The organism is Sneathiella glossodoripedis JCM 23214, from assembly GCF_000616095.1.
In the GTDB taxonomy this organism is placed as follows: Bacteria; Pseudomonadota; Alphaproteobacteria; order Sneathiellales; family Sneathiellaceae; genus Sneathiella; species Sneathiella glossodoripedis.
Genome location: NZ_BAMS01000002.1, coordinates 213312 through 228967, shown reverse-complemented (window position 1 = coordinate 228967; position 15656 = coordinate 213312). Strand labels below are relative to the sequence as shown.

General features: G+C 49.5%; 12 protein-coding genes and 4 pseudogenes. 4 read left to right on the top strand and 12 right to left on the bottom strand.

Translation table 11 applies throughout. From position 1 onward, the window contains the following. Positions 1–20: 20 nt before the first annotated feature. Together trmFO and JCM23214_RS09145 are read left to right on the top strand one after the other, a co-directional pair. Positions 21–1369 (top strand): annotated as a pseudogene (trmFO, locus tag JCM23214_RS26620) (methylenetetrahydrofolate--tRNA-(uracil(54)-C(5))-methyltransferase (FADH(2)-oxidizing) TrmFO). Between the two features lie 142 nt (positions 1370–1511). Then, positions 1512–2477, top strand: coding sequence for a hypothetical protein (locus tag JCM23214_RS09145; RefSeq protein WP_025898684.1), 966 nt, complete (start codon positions 1512–1514; stop codon positions 2475–2477). Here JCM23214_RS09145 and JCM23214_RS19960 read toward each other — a convergent pair whose 3' ends face one another. Further along, complete coding sequence (locus tag JCM23214_RS19960; protein WP_148301824.1) at positions 2478–3323, bottom strand: squalene/phytoene synthase family protein; 846 nt, start codon at positions 3321–3323, stop codon at positions 2478–2480. Positions 3324–3522: 199 nt separating this feature from the next. On the opposite strand from JCM23214_RS19960, the gene sodB reads away from it, so the two are divergent. Next, positions 3523–4116, top strand: a complete 594-nt coding sequence (gene sodB, locus JCM23214_RS09135; RefSeq protein ID WP_025898682.1) for a superoxide dismutase SodB — start codon at positions 3523–3525, stop codon at positions 4114–4116. A gap of 69 nt (positions 4117–4185) precedes the next feature. On the opposite strand, the gene JCM23214_RS09130 is transcribed toward sodB, so the two are convergent. From JCM23214_RS09130 to yajC, 3 genes and pseudogenes are all read right to left on the bottom strand, one after another. After that, positions 4186–4563, bottom strand: coding sequence for an Mth938-like domain-containing protein (locus JCM23214_RS09130; protein ID WP_025898681.1), 378 nt, complete (start codon positions 4561–4563; stop codon positions 4186–4188). 28 nt (positions 4564–4591) lie between these two features. After that, positions 4592–7155: pseudogene (gene secD / locus JCM23214_RS26945) on the bottom strand (protein translocase subunit SecD). Between the two features lie 11 nt (positions 7156–7166). Continuing rightward, a complete protein-coding gene (gene yajC / locus JCM23214_RS19950) occupies positions 7167–7517 on the bottom strand; it encodes a preprotein translocase subunit YajC (protein ID WP_234397689.1) in 351 nt (116 codons plus the stop codon). 257 nt (positions 7518–7774) lie between these two features. On the opposite strand from yajC, the gene JCM23214_RS09105 reads away from it, so the two are divergent. After that, a complete protein-coding gene (locus tag JCM23214_RS09105; RefSeq protein ID WP_025898678.1) occupies positions 7775–8632 on the top strand; it encodes an ATP-binding protein in 858 nt (285 codons plus the stop codon). Between the two features lie 6 nt (positions 8633–8638). Here the strand turns inward: JCM23214_RS09105 and JCM23214_RS22370 are convergent, their stop codons facing one another. The 8 genes and pseudogenes from JCM23214_RS22370 to JCM23214_RS26940 all read right to left on the bottom strand — a co-directional run bounded on the left by JCM23214_RS22370 (position 8639) and on the right by JCM23214_RS26940 (position 15650). Continuing rightward, positions 8639–9850 (bottom strand): LysM peptidoglycan-binding domain-containing M23 family metallopeptidase, encoded by a 1212-nt coding sequence (locus JCM23214_RS22370; RefSeq protein WP_025898677.1) that lies wholly within the window; start codon positions 9848–9850, stop codon positions 8639–8641. 121 nt (positions 9851–9971) lie between these two features. Continuing rightward, a pseudogene (locus JCM23214_RS19940) lies at positions 9972–10582 on the bottom strand (protein-L-isoaspartate(D-aspartate) O-methyltransferase). A gap of 57 nt (positions 10583–10639) precedes the next feature. Beyond that, positions 10640–11395 carry a 5'/3'-nucleotidase SurE gene (gene surE / locus JCM23214_RS09090; RefSeq protein WP_025898676.1) on the bottom strand — a complete coding sequence of 252 codons (756 nt, stop codon included), beginning with the start codon at positions 11393–11395 and terminating at the stop codon, positions 10640–10642. 21 nt (positions 11396–11416) lie between these two features. Beyond that, positions 11417–12691, bottom strand: coding sequence for a serine--tRNA ligase (gene serS / locus JCM23214_RS09085; protein ID WP_025898675.1), 1275 nt, complete (start codon positions 12689–12691; stop codon positions 11417–11419). Between the two features lie 142 nt (positions 12692–12833). Then, positions 12834–13709, bottom strand: coding sequence for a twin-arginine translocase subunit TatC (gene tatC, locus JCM23214_RS09080; protein WP_025898674.1), 876 nt, complete (start codon positions 13707–13709; stop codon positions 12834–12836). Beyond that, positions 13709–14146 (bottom strand): Sec-independent protein translocase protein TatB, encoded by a 438-nt coding sequence (gene tatB / locus JCM23214_RS19935; RefSeq protein ID WP_025898673.1) that lies wholly within the window; start codon positions 14144–14146, stop codon positions 13709–13711. Before tatB ends, tatC begins: the two co-directional genes overlap by 1 nt. A 46-nt stretch (positions 14147–14192) precedes the next feature. Beyond that, positions 14193–14417, bottom strand: coding sequence for a twin-arginine translocase TatA/TatE family subunit (gene tatA, locus JCM23214_RS09070; RefSeq protein ID WP_025898672.1), 225 nt, complete (start codon positions 14415–14417; stop codon positions 14193–14195). A gap of 193 nt (positions 14418–14610) precedes the next feature. After that, positions 14611–15650: pseudogene (locus tag JCM23214_RS26940) on the bottom strand (ABC transporter ATP-binding protein). Positions 15651–15656 lie beyond the last annotated feature (6 nt).

Here is a 15656-nt window from a genome sequence, read left to right as displayed (position 1 = left end):
GATATGGAAGTGAAGAAGTTATGAGCAAATCACCTGATCCCGTTCATGTTATCGGCGGCGGCCTTGCCGGATCCGAAGCCACATGGCAGCTGGTACAGCAAGGCGTTCCTGTTATCTTGCATGAAATGCGCCCTGTACGGGGCACTGATGCCCATATCACGGATACCCTCGCAGAACTGGTTTGCTCCAACTCCTTTCGCTCTGATGACGCGCAGAATAACGCGGTGGGATTGCTACACCGCGAAATGCGGGAATTGGGCTCCATCATTATGCAAAGTGCAGATGAAAATCGCGTGCCGGCTGGAGGTGCACTCGCTGTGGATCGTCATGGCTTTTCTGCGGCCGTTCAGGAAAAGCTGCTCGCCCATCCGTTGGTTACAGTCGAGCGCGGTGAAGTGGAAGGACTGCCTCCAGCGGAATGGGGAAACTGTCTGATCGCAACAGGACCGCTAACATCTGAAAAACTGGCTCAGGAAATACATGCCGCAACGGGTGCAGATGCCCTCTCCTTTTTTGATGCGATCGCTCCCATTGTTTACAAGGACAGTATAAATTTTGATATTGCCTGGTTCCAATCCCGCTATGACAAGGGGGACGGTACGGATTATATCAACTGCCCTCTAACAGAAGAGCAATACCGCGAATTCATTCAGGATCTGAACGAAGGGGATAAAACAGACTTCAAGGAATGGGAAAAAGACACACCCTATTTTGACGGATGCTTGCCGATCGAGGTCATGGCCGAACGCGGTCCTGAAACCTTGCGCTATGGTCCAATGAAACCTGTCGGACTTACGAATCCCAATAACCCGAATGTTAAACCTATGCCATTGTCCAGTTGCGTCAGGATAACAAACTCGGAACCCTGTATAATATCGTTGGCTTCCAGACCAAGCTCAAATATGCGGAACAGACCCGCATATTCCGTAAAATTCCGGGGCTGGAAAAAGCTGAGTTTGCTCGCCTTGGAGGCTTGCATCGCAATACCTTCATTAACAGCCCCGAAGTTCTCGATGAAGAGCTGCGCCTTAAAGCGCGGCCCAACATCCGTTTTGCAGGACAGATAACCGGCGTTGAAGGATATGTGGAAAGTACAGCGATTGGTCTTCTGGCCGGTCGTTTTCTGGCTGCAGAAAAATTAGGGAAAAATTTCCAGCTTCCACCTTTAACGACAGCACTAGGTGCCCTTAAAAGTCACATTACAGGCGGTGCGGATGCGTCAACTTTCCAACCAATGAATGTCAACTTCGGACTTTTTCCACCGCTAGAACAACGGGTTAAGAAAAAAGAACGCAAACAGGCCTACACCGCGCGGGCGTTTCTCGACTTTGATATCTGGAAAGAAATGCTTGAAGAAAAAGCTGCGTAATTTATCTGATTTGGTAACCTTTTGGTTACGATGTCGGGTTAAGCTCTTGGTTAATGGCCTCAGAACACCAAAGAGTGCTCGAGTGAAAAGTGTAGTAAATCGGTAATATAAGTATATTGCCCATTTTATTAATTGGGAACATATGGCAGAAGTAGAGACAACTGAAGCAGATGCAGAGCAATTAAGCACCAGCACGCATTTTGCTTTTGAGCACAAGATTTTCAAGGTCAAGGGCGCTCATTTCCGGCTGACCCATGATACGCGCACACCTGCTCTGTATGTCATGCTTGGTGACATGACAGGCGCCATTCCCGTATCTTCCATCTGTCAGGAATTCGATATCGAAGAAGAAAGTTCGGACGCGGAACTTCTTCGCATTGTGAGCAGTTCCCTAAAATTCGTTCGTGAAATTCATCCGAACGATTCCATTCCTTCTGAAATACTGGATGGCTCTGCCTCCTGGTCCATTGAAGAACGTCATCGTAATATTGCACGCGGCCGTATTACAATGCAGTTGGTCTCGTGGTTATCCGGCACCGAAGAGATCATTACAAATTCCGGCGAACTTGAAGCTATTGCAAGTGACCCAGGAACTAAAGAAAAGGTCCAGAACGCATTTAAGGAAATCGCCAACAAACTTGGAATTACCAAGGATGACGTTGTTGAAAAAGTGGATGATGTAATTCGCGAACTTTCCTATATCGAAGCCCTGCGTGAACATTATATGCACATCAAAAAGATAGGCAATAATGTGGACCGGCTGAAAACCGTCTATCGTCGCGATCGGGGAATGATTGATGATCTAACCCGCATCCACGCCTTGATTGATCCTGTTATATCAGATTTTGACCGGACCTTTGATGAGCTGGACGCCCAGACCTGTGAGGTTCTGACAATCCTCAAAAACTTTGATCCAACCATCGAATATATCCGCAAAACACGGGATGACCTTCATCAACGGTTCATGATCTGGGATGACATGATCAAAGGGTGGAAAAATCTGGGACCAGAAGAAAATACGGAAGTTGAAAAACAGCTCAAGAAAACCTATCGCTTCCTTGCGCAGAACTTCATGCAAGGTCAATCCTGGCGTTTGGGCAATATGTAGTCAGCCAAATAGCTTGTAGCCGGTCATTGCAAAAATTTTCCGGATGTTACTCACCTGCATGCGAGGATCGGCTGGCTCGAACTCACATTTTTTGAGCCGCGCGAGATATATGCCTGTTAAAGCATTACAAAGAACCGCCGGTTTTTCCACTTTGGAAAGCGACAGCGACTTTTCAAACGCCTGCAGATATTCCTCTTCTGCTAGTTCATGCAATTGCTCCAGAACCGCTCGGAAATGATCTTTATGCTCACTGCGAAATACAGTCGACGCCTCAAGACCATGAGAGTTCAAAACGCTGATAGGCAACAGCAGCAGATCATTTTGTGCATGAAATGGGACGGCGCGTAATATGCCTGTAAGCGCGAGGGAACGCCCGCTACGCATAACGGCTTCAACCGCACCTGACGTTTCTTTATGGCAAAGAACATTATAGATTAAACGATGCAGATTTCCGCCGGTTGCTTCTGCATAAACCAGCAACTCACCTTCGCTGGCAATCGGGGCCGGATCCAGATCTTTGGCCCTCATATCGATCATTTCCTGCATCAGTGAAACATCAAGCGTTCTTGGCGCCTTGATTTTGGACAGGGCCTGCAAGACCGGATGGGCGCGCACCACACCTGACTGCAGGTCAGACAATGCGTCACGCCACCATTGCAGACGAATATCACCCAGCATTGCCTCGCTCACCGTTTCCCTAACACGTGCAATCTCGGCATTAAACGCCAGCACCGCCATTACTGAGGTCCGAACCTCCGCCGGCATAAAGAGCGTGGCAAGCCAGCGGTCATAATCAAACCGCTTTACCTCAGTTGCCAATACTAGAAAGTCCTCTTCTGCACTCAAGATATCGCCCGTTCATCGTAAAGAAAATCACCGTCGCAAGTATGTAACAGAAATGACATTGGAATAATTAAAAAAATCGGTGTGAATCGGGAAATATTTACTATATATCTTGGGAATAATCACTTGTGTGGCAGATTAACTGCGACACGTCATAAATCAACAGCAGCATAGAACTGCTTCACACTGGCAAGAGGATAAAATGGCTTACGAACTACCAGACCTTCCATACGCAAAAGATGCATTGGCACCTCATATTTCTGAGGAAACTCTGAACTTTCATCACGGCAAGCATCACAACACATATGTTGTTAACCTGAACAATCTGCTTGACGGCGACAGCAGCAAATCTCTCGAAGAGTTGATGAAAGAAACTGCAGGCGATGCTTCAAAGGCTGGTATCTTCAATAACGCCGCACAGGTATGGAACCACACTTTCTACTGGAATTCCATGTCTCCAAATGGCGGCGGCGCCCCAACAGGTGCGATTGCAGAAAAAATCAACGAAGATTTCGGCTCTTACGAAAAATTCGCAGAAGAATTTAAAACAGCAGGTGCAACCCAGTTTGGCTCTGGTTGGGCATGGCTGGTACTTGATGGCGGTAAGCTCAAAGTGACCAAAACACCAAATGCTGAATGCCCATTGACCGACGGCGCGACACCATTGATCACAATGGATGTGTGGGAACACGCCTACTATCTGGACTTCCAGAACCGCCGCCCTGATTACATGGGTGCATTCCTGGAACACCTGATCAACTGGGACTTTGCAAACGCCAATCTTGCAAATGCATAATCCAGTCTAAACAGGCACATAAAAAGGCGCTCAATCGAGCGCCTTTTTTTGTGTTCAATTTAAAGATAATCAACTTGCGATGAGCGCTGCCGCCACTCGGCGCTTTTCCAGCAGGAGGACGTTATAGGTACGTACGGCCGCGCCGCTATCCATGCTGTCGATCGTGATCCCTTTTGAGCGCAGCTTTGCACGGACTTCTTCTTCAATGAAAGCCATCATACCGCCGCAACCAATCAGCAGGATTTCCACCGCGGGCTCCGCATCCAGAACAGGTTGTAAACTCTCAACCGTTAGCTCATCGATCCGCTCGAGTGACCAGTTCAGTGTTTGATCCGGCAGGATAATAATGTTCCCTTCATAGCGAACACCACTGACCCGAAAGCCGCCATCCCCATATGAATTGACCAGTTGTTGTCCCTCTTCTGGGGTACCGGAAATATCTTGCACAACTCCTCCTCAGGCATGAAAGGTGAGACTAGCGCTCACCTTCAACCGCTTCATCATCGGCGCTGGGTTTGAACGCGTCATCTTCCTCATTGTGGTGATCCAGACCAATCTGCAACAAAATAGGTGCTGCCACAAAAATGGATGAATAAGTTCCGACGACCACACCAAAGATCATGGCTGTTGCAAACCCGCGAATGACTTCCCCGCCAAAAATAAACAGCGCGACAAGGGCCAGCAAAGTGGTCACCGATGTCATCACCGTCCGCGAGAGTGTCTCGTTTATGGACTTGTCCAGCAGATCTTTAACTTCCATCTTCTTGTAGCGACGGAAGTTTTCTCGTATGCGGTCATACACGACCACGGTATCATTGATCGAATAACCAACAATGGTCAGGATCGCCGCCACAGAAGCAATATTGAACTCGATCCCGGTAATGGCAAACATGCCAATCGTCAGGATCACGTCATGGACCAGTGCAGCAATCGCACCTACCGAATAATGCCACTCAAAGCGCAGCCAAATGTAGATCAGAATGGCAATCACCGCGACCAGAACCGCCTCAATGGCTGTCGCTACCAGTTCTTCAGAAATGGTTGGTCCAACAAATTCAATCCGGCGATAGGAAATGCTATCCTTGCCGTAATCTTCTTCAAGCTGTGCTTTGACAATCTCAACGGCTTCTTTCTGGGCGTCATTGCTCCATCCTGACGCTGAACACGGATCAAAATATCATCCGGGGCGCCAAATGTTTGTAAAGACACCTGCCCAAGTCCAAGCCCACCAAGAGACGAGCGCATATCTGACAGATCCGGAGCTTCCTTAAAGCCCACTTCAATCATGATACCGCCTTCGAAATCGATACCCTTGTTCAATCCTGGGCCAAAGAACATGACTGCGGACAATATGATCAACAGTCCAGACAGAATGAATGTCTTTAATCTGTGTTTGAGGAACGGAACGCTTGTTTTCTCTGGTATAAGTTTCAGCTTCATATCTGCCTCCCCCTAAACATTCAGTGTTTTGGGGCGCGTGCGAATTGCCCAGTAAGTGATGATCATCCGCGACAGCAAAATGGCCGTGAACATAGAGCAGACGATACCAATACCAAGTGTCACCGCGAAACCCTTAACCGGCCCTGATCCCATTACAAAGAGGATCACTGCTGCAATACCAGTTGTCACATTCGCATCCACAATCGTCGTAAAGGCCCGCTTGTATCCGCTCTCAATAGCATTTGTGGGCGACTTACCATTTCGAACTTCTTCCCGGATTCGCTCGAAAATCAGAACATTGGCATCCACCGCCATACCGATTGTCAGGATAATCCCGGCAATACCCGGCAACGTTAATGTGGCGCCCAGAACTGAAAGCAGTGCCATAATCAGGAACATGTTCATGGCAAGCGCCACATTGGCCACAATTCCAAACAGGCCATAGGTGACAATCATGAATATCGCAACGGCAATCAGACCAATGATACCAGCGATCTTGCCTGCGGCAATTGAGTCTGCCCCCAAATCCGGTCCAACCGAGCGCTGTTCCAGAATGTTGAGCGGTGCAGGCAACGCACCTGCGCGCAGCAACAGCGCCAGATCCTGAGCACCCTGAATGGTAAATCCACCTGAAATGATCGCCGACCCGCCCAGAATTGGCTCATTGATACGCGGCGCACTGATCACTTTACCATCAAGCACAATTGCAAACGGCTTGCCCACATTCTCGGTTGTTACCTTGCCAAACTGCTTGCCACCCAGTCCGTTAAATCGAATTGAGACTACAGGCTGCCCCTGCTGGAATGTGGCCTGTGCATCTTCTAAATTTTCACCCGAGACCATCACGCGGTTCTTGATCACATAACTGACCCCTTCTTCATTAAGTGAAGGAAGTCGCTTGGATCCAGCAGGCGCTGGGCCATTACCAATGGCAGATGCGGACAAATCCACCAGATGAAACGTCATTTGGGCGGTTTGGCCGATCAGATCAATAATCCGCTGCGGATTTCCAACGCCAGGCAGTTGAACCAATATCCGGTCCCGCCCCTGCCGCTGGATGGTGGGCTCATTAATGCCGGTCTCATTAACCCGGCGCCCGATAATCTCAATGGATTGCTCAACAACTGCGCTGATGCGATCGGTGATGGCCTGCTCACTGGGTGTAACGCTGGCATTCTTGCCATCGTCGCTAATGTCAATCAGATGACTGCGCTGTCCATTTGGCATTAACGAGGACAGCGGAAGCAAGGCTTCTCTCGCGGCTTCGCGGTCCGCTGCATCGCGCAACGAAAACACAACGCTGCCGTCGCGAATATCAAGATTGCGATATCCAATTCGGCTGGAACCACCACGCAGTGCATTTCGAACCTCATCCTTGAGGCTTTCCAGCATTTTTTCCGTTACATCGGCCGTATCCACCTGCATCAACAGATGGGAGCCTCCCTGCAGGTCCAGTCCCAGATTGATATGCTGGCTCGGTGCCCATTCAGGCAAACCTTCCAGCGAGGACTTTGGTACAAAATTGGGAACTGTATAGGCAACCCCGAGTATGCAAACAAGCACCACCAGAACTGCCTTCCATTTCGGGAAGCTAATCATCGGTTAATCCGTTACTTCTTTTTGAATAGACCTGAAAGTCCACCTGACTTTTCACCGCCCTTATCGGCAGGCGCTGCAGCCGCTGCTGCTGGTTCAGTTTTTCCGCGTACTTCAGACAGCGTTGACTTCACAACGTCAACTTTCACATCTGGTGCAATTTCAACCTGCACAACATTGTCTTCGCGAACCTTGGTAACCTTACCCATCAGGCCGCCAGCTGTGACAACATTGTCTCCGCGGCGAACACCTTCAACCATTTCACGATGCGCCTTAACGCGTTTCTGCTGCGGACGGATAAGCAGAAAATAAAATACCACACCGATCAGGATCAGCGGCATCAATTGAACTAGCTCTTGGCTCATTCCATACATCCTTACACTTACGCTTGAGATCAAGCGTGTTTCATTTCACGACAGCGCTCAGGAATAGCCCCCCAAGTCGCCCAAAAATACGAAGGACTGTTATAGTAGACCTGTCCTTCTTTGCAAGCAGCAATCGCCCTTTTGCCGCTTGAGGCGACGATCAAACCCCGTGATTTTTCATCTCTTGAATATTTTCTCTGGGCATTTGCTCTCAAAGCATTAGATTGGGGCAAATTCTCAACAGTCAATTGGTTATTATGAGTCAAAAAGAAATAATTGAGCAACTCACCCGTATTGCTGACAGCCTGGAGCGGCTCAGCCCCCCTGATCCTGTTGAACCAGATCTTGAAAATGGGACAGCGTTCATCTGGCATGCTGAACGCAACACACTGCGCCCCGTTGCATCAGTCAATCATGTCGATATGGGTATGCTAAAGGGAATTGACCGGGTCAAAGACATTCTCATCGATAATACCATGCGCTTTGCCAAGGGTTTTCCTGCCAATAACGCCCTGCTTTGGGGCGCGCGCGGAATGGGGAAAAGTTCATTGGTCAAGGCTGCCCATGCATTTGTGAATAAAGAACTTGGCGGACCGCTGGCACTTGTAGAAATTCACCGCGAGGATATCCCCTCCCTACCCGATCTGATGCTTACCTTGCAAAAAGCCGATCGAAATGTGGTTCTTTTTTGTGATGACCTCTCCTTTGACGGAGACGACGACACGTACAAATCCCTGAAAACAGTACTTGATGGGGGTCTCGAAGGGCGTCCTAAAAATGTAATTTTTTATGCGACCTCAAACCGGCGTCATCTGATGCGCCGGGATATGATCGAAAATGAGCGCGCAACCGCTGTCATGCCCTCCGAAGCCATTGAAGAGAAAGTCTCCCTCTCAGATCGTTTTGGTCTGTGGCTCGGATTTCACAGCTGTTCACAGGACGAATATCTGGATATGATTCGAGGATATATCGACCATTACAACATTCCTATCAGTGATAAGGAAATGCAGCGCGAGGCTATCGAATGGACCCGCACCCGCGGAAGTCGCTCTGGTCGTGTCGCCTGGCAATATGTTCAGGATTTGGCGGGCCGCACGGAAACCCGTCTGGATTAGCGCACTCTATCTGGCCGCCAAAATCTGCATCGGGTTCTTGGCGGTTCCGTTCTTGCGAATTTCGAAATGCAGTTGAGGCACACTTACGTCCCCACTTGCGCCTGAAATTGCAATCACCTCTCCCTTTTGCACGGTCTGCCCCTTATACACATGCATTGCGGCCACATGACCGTAGGTTGTCACATAACCATCTGCATGGGAAATCAGGATCAGATTTCCAAAAGAACGCATTTCGTCCCCAACATAGGAAACCACACCGTTCTCCGCCGCTCGAACGGGAGTTCCGGGCGCCAGTTTGATATTGATCCCGTCGTTATGAAATCCGCTTGATTTCTTGCCAAAGCCAGAAATTATCTTTCCCTTTGCAGGCCAGGCAAAACGCGATCCATCCCGCGAAGGAGGTTTTTTGATACTGTATCGCTGCCTTGGAAGCGGTGGCAACGCATTTGCCGGAATTTCAGCGCCCTGCAACTCTACCTTTTCCTGCGGTGCAGGGCGGGACTGAATTTGTGGGTTGAGGCTGGCAACACGGACCTCTGGTTCCGCGCGTTCAGAACTCAATGGCTCACGCACAACCCTCTGGGTCGGTTCAGACTTAATCTGCGATGGGGCAGCAAGCTCTTTGGTGCTCACCGAAGCCTTTGCGCTCGATTTAGATGCCGCACTGGAACTGGAATGCCCAACTCCCGCTGATTTCACCGTAGTGTTTTCATTTGATGAAACGGTCCATGCTGTTGATCCAATAGCGGCAACCTGAGTTTGAGATCCGAGTTTCGCTGGGATTTTAAGAATTTCACCAGCCCGCAACTCATACGGTGCTGACAGGAAATTAAAATGCACCAGCTCTGCGACCTCAACGTCATACACCCTTGAAATTGCATAAAGCGTTTCACCCCCGACCACGCGATGCTCCCGAAAATCCGGGATCTTCACCAATTGTCCGGCATAAATATAATATGGCGGACGGGCATCATTCAGCGCAATAACCGCGCTTAAAGGAACACCGCTGCGATCCGCTATCATGGACAGGGTGTCACCGCGCCGCACTGTTACATGACGATAGGCCAGATCCGCGTAATACCGCGACTGATCCACCTGCATGACCATGTTGGAAGGCGCTTCATTTCGAACAGGGGTTTGCTGCACTGCAGGGTTGCTGACAGTCCGCGCAGATTGCTCCAGATATCTGTCATACACACAGCCGGACAATGCCCCCATCAGGCAATTCCTGCCATAAGCCTGTTCAGCAATTTAAGATTCCCGCTCTTCATAGATGAATTTAACCATAAACTTGTGCGAATCGCAAGGTTTTTACGCTATGTATACATATAGTGGAAAATCAAGTTTCCACCGCAAGCCCTTGAACTAACGGCACGAATCTAACGGGAATCATTTCTTCCTCTGCAACCATTCCGTGATGGTCTTTCGTGATCCGCAAAATGGTCTGATCTCCCTGATCGGGACCAACGGGAATAACAAGAACACCATTATCACCGAGCTGATCCACAAGCGCCGCCGGAACATCTTCGGCGGCGGCTGTGACAATAATATGTGAAAACGGGGCCTGCTCGCTCCAGCCGCGATACCCATCCCCCAACTTGGTGGTAATATTTGAAATCTTTAATTTCTCAAATATTTCAACGGCTTTTATATGCAGGCTGCGATAACGCTCAATTGAGTAGGTCCGCCTGAACAGTTTGGAGAGGATCGCCGCCTGATATCCGGACCCGGTGCCAATTTCCAAAACCTTGGCTCGGGCATCCGGGTTCAACAACTGCGTCATATAGGCGACAATATAGGGCTGGCTGATGGTTTGTCCGCTACTGATCGGCAGCGCAATATTCTCATAAGCCTGTCGCGAAAAGTTGGCGGCACAAATGTCTCACGCGGGATCCGCTCCATGGCAGAAAGCACATCGGTATTTGTGATACCCATGCGCCGCAACTCCATGATCAGTCGAATTTTCTGTGCCGCGTTATCGTTCACATCAACTCTTTCTGCACAAGCCTAGTCGAGGCTTTTTGCAATACTATCCATCAGCGCTGTTGCTGTCAGGTTTAGGTTTAAAGGTGTTACTGACACCTCACCTGCCGCAACCGCATGCAGGTCATCTCCAAGCCCCGGTGTTCCGGGTGATGGACGGTATCCCAGCCAGAAATAATCCCGGCCACGGGCATCAACACGCGCATCAATCAACAGGTTTGACAGATCACGCTTGCCCTGTCGTGTCACGACTGTTCCTTTAACGTCGGCAACTGCCACAGATGGGAAATTGATATTCATCAAAGTTCCCTCGCCCCAGTCCAGATCAAGCAATTTCTTGATAATACCGGGTGCCAGTTCTTCTGCAGTATCCCAGTAAATCTGATCCGCATCCAGAATACACTGGCTCAAGGCGATAGACCGGACACCAAGCAAGGTTCCCTCACTGGCAGCCGCGACGGTGCCAGAATACAGCACATCTTCGCCCAGGTTACCGCCCCGGTTGACACCGGACAAAATCAGATCCGGCGGGTTATCCTTGAACAGATAATTCAGCGCCATCATAACGCAGTCTGTCGGTGTGCCCTCTACTGAATATTCTGTATCCGAATGCTGGTTCAGACGGATCGGATCATGCAGTGTCAAAGACCGTGACGCCCCGCTTTGCTCTTTAGCAGGTGCAACCACGATGATCTCATCAGAGAGTGCCTCTGCAATCTTGCGGAGCACCCGCATACCCGGTGCATCATATCCATCGTCATTCGTAAGCAAAATTCTCAAAATGCCACCTTACCTTTCTTGTTATCTGGCTTTGATTATGTCCATTCCGCCCATATAGGGGCGAAGGACCTCAGGGATCAGGATAGAACCATCTTCCTGTTGATAATTTTCCATCACTGCAATCATCGTCCGGCCCACAGCCAGCCCTGATCCGTTAAGAGTGTGGACAAACTGGGGTTTCTTACCATCGGTCGGGCGATAGCGCGCTTTCATCCGACGGGCCTGAAAATCACCGCAGACGGAACAGCTTGAAATTTCGCGATAGGTATTCTGACCGGGCAACCATACCTCTATGTCATAGGTTTTGCGCGCACCAAATCCGGTATCACCACTACAAAGCACCACCAACCGGTACGCAAGCCCCAGACGCTGCAGAATATCTTCGGCGCAAGCAGTCATGCGCTCATGTTCCGCATCTGAAGTCTCTGGTGTTGTGATAGACACCATCTCCACCTTTGCGAACTGATGCTGGCGCAGCATACCTGCTGTATCCTTGCCCGCTGAGCCGGCTTCTGACCTGAAGCACAGCGTGTGCGCAGTATAGCGCAGGGGCAGTTCAGCCTCTGGCACGATTGAATCCTTCACCAGATTGGTCAGCGAAACTTCGGCCGTCGGAATTAGGTAACTTCCTGTATCCAGTTTATAAAGATCTTCTTCAAACTTGGGTAGCTGGCCAGTTCCATACAAGGCATCGCCGCGCACGATGACGGGTGGTGAAACCTCTTCATACCCCTTCTCGTTGGTATGCACATCAATCATAAATGCAGAGAGCGCCCTTTCAAGCTTGGCGAGCGCCCCTTTATTAACCACAAAACGGCTACCTGAAAGCTTTGCAGCAGTTTCAAAATCCATCAATCCCAGATCGGCACCCAGTTCATAATGTTCCTTGGGCGAAAAATTAAATGTTGGAATTTCGCCAAATTTACGAATTTCCACATTCTCATCTTCATCTTCCCCATCAGGAACATCATCTTTGAGAATGTTGGGAATGCCAGAGAGCAACTCCTCCATCTGTGCGGCAAGCTCACGTTCCTCAGCTTCCATTTGCTGAACCGAGGATTTAAGTGTCGCTACTTCCTTGATCAGGGCCTCTGCGTCTTCGCCGGCGGATTTAGCCTTGCCAATCGCTTTCGCAGCCTCGTTCCGTCGCGCCTGTGCGCTCTGCAACTCTGTTTGTAACTCTCTGTGTTTCTCATCGAGCTGGATTACGTCCGCAGATAAGGGTGCAAGCTTGCGCCTTGCCAATGCGGCATCAAACTGTTCCGGGTTTTCACGAATCCATCTTAAATCTAGCATAATAAAGCCGGTCTTCTAATTGGGTGTCAGGTTGGAATGTTTTGTATAAGCGCGTCCGTCCCATTCGTCCAGACGCTTCAACTGTTGTTTGGCATAAAAGCAGTTTCACGCATCAATCTGTTGCACAAACTCCATGAGGGGCTTATTCCTCATCCAGTTCGGCTTCGCGCGCTTCCCGCTTTTTCTCCACCATTCTGACGCTTAAAATCGACAGTCCGTACAGAATGATAATCGGAATAGCCAATGTGATCTGCGACAGCGGATCAGGTGGGGTTAGAATTGCCGCCGCAATAAAGGCGAAAACAATAGCATATTTGAATTTCGCTTTAAGCCCTGCGGAACTCACAATCCCGACACGTCCCAACAAGGTCAGCAGAACAGGAAGCTGAAAGCAAAGGCCAAAAGCGAAAATCAGCTTCATAGACAGGCTCAGATACTCACTCACGCGGGTTTCCGCCTGAATGGGAAGTGTCATGGCCTGCGACGGTGCTGGCAGATATGCTATCAGGGACGGATAGGCTTCTGTAAGACCGGCATATGCCTGCGCATAGATCGAAGCATCCCCGTTACTTTCAAAACCCAGCAGAAAATTCCAGGCCAGCGGCATCACCAATTCATATGCCAGCGCACCTCCCAGAAAAAACAGGATCGGCGTCATCACAAGAAAGGGCAGAAACGCTCTTTTCTCATGCTTGTAAAGCCCGGGCGCCACAAACGCCCAGATTTGCGTCGCGATAATGGGGAAAGAGACAAACAACGCCACGAAGAAGGCGATTTTGATGTTAGTGAAAAACGCTTCATGTAATCCCGTGAAGATCATTCGCCGACCTTCCAGATCATCTCCAAGCGCTTCTACCAGTGGCCTTACCAGAAAGGAAAACAGCTCCTGACTGATTATATAACAGAATATGAAGGTCACCAGCAGCGTGATCACCGAGTATACCAGACGGTTTCTGAACTCGATGATATGCTCCATTAACGGGGCTTTGCTGTCGTCAATCTCGTTATCCGCTTGCATCAGGTGGATACTTTACTTTCTGATTTCGCCTCTTCACCTTCTGGTGCAGGTGATGCACTCTTTGGTGACACTGTTGTACTGGTGTCTGCCTCTGCTGTCACAGCCGCTGTATCAGCTTTTTCTGGCTGGGGCTTTTCATCGATTATATCGGGCTTGATATCCTCAAAAGCTTTAGAAAAATCGCCGGTTGGATCAACAGCTTTTTCAACCTGCTTTTTGATATTGAAATCATCCCCGGTTACGGATTTCTTGATTTCATCAAGCTCAGCTTCCTTGGCGAGATCATCAATACCTGATTGAAAATCCCGGGCAACGCCTCTGATCTTGCGGATATATTTGCCAATTGTTGCAATTGTCTTGGGAAGGTCTTTTGGACCAATAACCAGGACCGCAATGATGGCAACAAACACCATCTCCGACCAGCCAATATCAAACATGGCTCACCATCCAGCCTTTTACCTAAATTGAGTTTGCAGCGTTAGACTAGCCGTGTGCAGCCTTGTCTTTTTCGTCTGCTGTCTCTTTCGCCGAATTCGTGTCCTTAATCTCTTTAGGCTCTGAGGTTTCTTTGTCATCCTCATTCATGCCGCTTTTGAAATTCTTGATACCCTTTGCCAGATCTCCAGCAACACGAGGCAGTTTACCAGCACCAAAAATGATGAGCACGATGACGAGGATCAAAATAATCTGCCAAGGACCAATACTCATAATAAATAACTCCTTGTCTCACCCTGTAAGACAAATTTGAAAAAAAATTTCTGTGCCACGCTGCGCTGCCGCTCCAAAAACCACCGGCTTCACACTATGACAGTCTCCCATACCCTATATAACCATGAACGGCCAAAGATACGACAGCTTTTTTTGCATCCCTGTCGCATTTTACGCTTTGGCGTTGGAAAAATTACGCTGGAAAGAAAAAAACCTGCCGGCGGTCAAGTTGAATTGAAACCCTCTCGCCGGGTTCAGGTTGCAACAGGCTCGCTGCCCGCGCTGTTGCAATCGTCCCTGAAGATAATTGCAGGTCCACCAGAACATAAGGGCCCAGATTGCGCACAAACAGCACATCAGCCACCACTTCACCTTCATCGCGAACCGGCTCCATCCGGATTGCTTCAGGGCGAACCAGCACCTGACAGGCTCCTTGCGATGCAATTGCTTTTGGGTGAGCGACCTGCCCCAGTTCCGTCTGCAAGATACCATCTACAGCAGTCGCATTGATGACATTAACCTGCCCTAGAAAACTGGCGACAAACGCGTCCGCTGGATGGCTGTACAATTCTGCTGGACTGCCGCTTTGAACAATATTCCCATCCTTCATCAACACAATCCGGTCCGCCATTCGCATCGCTTCTTCGGGATCGTGCGTTACCAGAAGTACCGTTGTTCCGGTTTTCTTGAGCAACCGAAATGTCTCATCGCGCACCTGATCTCTCAAAACAGTGTCCAGACCGGAAAATGGTTCATCCATCAACAAAAGTCTGGGGTTTGGGGCCAGTGCCCGTGCCAGCGCCACGCGTTGCTGCTCACCGCCTGAAAGCATATGCGGATAGTGATCCATATAACGGGCAAGCCCCATCTGCTCCAGCAATGATCTAGCAATCTCCCGCCGCTCCTGCTTTGGCAAATGATCCAATCCAAAAGCGACATTTTCACTCACATTCAAATGCGGGAATAACGCATAATCCTGAAACACCAGCCAACGCGCCGCTCTTCCGCCCCGATAAATTTGGTTTTGGATGCGACTATTTGATTGCCAATCTGAACTTCACCGCTGCTCGGACGCTCAAGTCCGGCTGCCAGACGCAAGGTTGTTGATTTACCGCACCCGGAAGGCCCCAAAAGGCAGACAATTTCCCCTTCTTCAACGACAAGATGATCAATCTGCAACGAAAATTGCTCGCTATTGACGTGACGGATCTGGCTCAGTGTTACTTTACTCATGTTACC